The organism is Mycobacterium sp. TH-M116, assembly GCF_057473685.1.
On sequence record NZ_JBYCLC010000090.1, the window covers coordinates 1 to 2,253 of the forward strand.

At 66.7% G+C, this 2,253-nt stretch carries 2 protein-coding genes and 2 pseudogenes; 3 read left to right on the plus strand and 1 reads right to left on the minus strand.

The features are described from left to right. The 3 genes and pseudogenes from AC2VOK_RS04385 to AC2VOK_RS04395 all read left to right on the plus strand — a co-directional run. Positions 1-474, plus strand: a pseudogene (locus tag AC2VOK_RS04385) (hypothetical protein); the annotation flags it as partial. After that, entirely contained in the window at positions 450-1,133 is a 684-nt protein-coding gene (locus AC2VOK_RS04390) for a twin-arginine translocation pathway signal (RefSeq protein WP_428899398.1), read from the plus strand. The pseudogene AC2VOK_RS04385 and the gene AC2VOK_RS04390, both read left to right, overlap by 25 nt. Before the next feature lie 9 nt (positions 1,134-1,142). Continuing rightward, positions 1,143-1,781 carry a fatty-acid--CoA ligase gene (locus AC2VOK_RS04395; protein WP_343709692.1) on the plus strand — a complete coding sequence of 213 codons (639 nt, stop codon included), beginning with the start codon at positions 1,143-1,145 and terminating at the stop codon, positions 1,779-1,781. Between the two features lie 70 nt (positions 1,782-1,851). Here the strand turns inward: AC2VOK_RS04395 and AC2VOK_RS04400 are convergent. Beyond that, a pseudogene (locus AC2VOK_RS04400) lies at positions 1,852-2,253 on the minus strand (hypothetical protein); the annotation flags it as partial.

Here is a 2,253-nt window from a genome sequence, read left to right on the forward strand (position 1 = left end):
GTCGCATCCGCTGCGGCCGGGATCGTCGTCCTGGCCGCGCTGTCGGGCGCCGGGTACATGGTCAAGGAGCATCGCGACGCCGTCCGGCAGCGCCAGCGTTCGGCCGAGTTCATCGCCGCCGCGCGCCAGGGCGTCGTGACCTTGACGTCGATGGATTTCAACAACGCCAAGCAGAGCGTGCAGGGCATCCTCGACGACTCCACCGGTTCGTTCAAGGACGACTTCCTCAAGATGGCTGACGACTTCGTCAAGGTGGTCGAACAGTCCAAGGTCGTGTCGCAGGGTACCGTCGCGGCGGCGGCGGTGGAACCGGGCTCGATGACCGACAATTCGGCGACGGTGCTGGTCGCCTCCACCTCCGAGGTCACCAACGCAGCCGGCGCAAAACAGGATCCCCGTAACTACCGGCTGATCGTGACGGTCGCCCGCGACGGCGATCAGATCAAGATATCGAAAGTCGAGTTCGTGCCGTGACCGCAGACGAAACGCCGGTCCCAGAGACCGCGGAACTTTCGGAGGCGACTACGGTCGGGGAGACCGCAGAGGCCGAGGATGCCGAGGAGGCCCCCGAGGCGGGCGCGGACACCGGCGCCGACCGGGCCGCGCCGGGCTGGCTGAAACGCGTTGCCGGACAGGTGAAACGTCGGTTGTCTGGGAAACTCCTGCCCGCCGTGCTGGCGTTGGTGGTGGTGGCCTCGTTGGGGTTGCTGGGCGGCCTGTATTACTTCTCCTACCTGCCCGACCGCGAGACCGACGGCGCGGCCGCCAAGGCGGCCATCGCAGCGGCCAGTGAGGGGACGGTCGCGGTCCTGTCCTATTCCCCCGACACGCTCGACCACGACTTCTCCTCCGCGAAGTCGCATCTGACGGGGGACTTCCTGACGTACTACAACCAGTTCACCCGTGAAATCGTCGCGCCGGCCGCCAAGCAGAAATCGGTGCAGACGAACGCGGTGGTGCTTCGTGCCGCCATGTCGGAGATCCATCCGGGCTCGGCCAAGGTGCTGTTGTTCGTCAACCAGAGCACCCAGAGCAAAGACCGGCCGGAGCCGACCCTCACGTCGAGCAGCGTCCTGGTCGAGCTGACCAAAGCCGATGGGAAGTGGCTCATTTCGTCATTCAACCCGGTGTAGGCCGCGGCGATGACGGACGACATCCACTCGATGGTCATCGCGTCGGACTACCGAGTTCCCGACCCGACGCTGGTGTGGCCCCTGCTGGAGCGCAACAAATCGGCCCTCGCCGACATCGGCGCCCACCACGTGCTCGTGTACCTGTCCACGCACGACTACGGACGTGTGCTGGTGATGATCGGCGTGCAAAGCCGGGAGCCGATCGTCGAACTGCTGCGCTCGCGGGTGTTCTTCGATTGGTTCGACGAAGCCGGCGTCGACGACATCCCCGCGGTCTTCGCAGGTGAGATCGTCGACAGGTTCGCGGCCGAGCAGTCGGCGACCCCCAAAGCGCCGGGGGTGGTGGTCGCCGCGTTCGCCTCCGTCGACGACGTGGCGACCCTGAACTCGGGCGTTCGCGTCGCGATGGACCGGTTCAGCGCCGCCGGGATCCGGAAAACCTGGGTGTTCCAGGCGTTCGACGACGAGCACGAGGTGCTCATCCTGCAGGAGCTTGGCGACGAGCAGGGTGCGCGCGAGTGGATCGAGCATCCCGACGCCGCGGCGCAATGGATGTCGGGGGCCGGAGCCGGCGCCTACCCGCCGCTGTTCGTCGGCCGCTTCTTCGACATGATGCGCATCGACGACGAGCGCGTGGACCCACCGTGAACGGAAACCCGACGAGGTAAGCCCGGGGTGGGTCCGTGGCGTGGCCGATCGTGCGCGGCTCGGAACTGTGTCAGGGGATGAGGCCGGCCAAGTCGCCGATCACCGTTGAGAGCTGGCCCACGACGGCGAAGGTTTCCCAAGCGCCCACCAATGGCACCAGGTAGGTGTCGGCGGCGATCGGCTGACCGATGGCGTCGATGATGTTGCCTGCTTCCAGGCCCTGGGCGAACAGGCTGACGTCGTAGGCGGGTAGCGTAGTGAGCAGGGCGTTGGTGGCGTCTGCGGTGGGCAGCAAGGTGGCATAGCTTGCCGACAGCGCACCGGACACCGCGTTGGTCCCGTTCACCAGATCGTTGGCCAGGCTGTCGGGGGACAGCCCGGTGAGGAGATCCGAGGGGGTGTTCATCAGCGAGGCCATGCCGGTGGCCGTCGACGAGGGATCTGTCAGGGTCGCCAGGGATGGCAGCGAGGA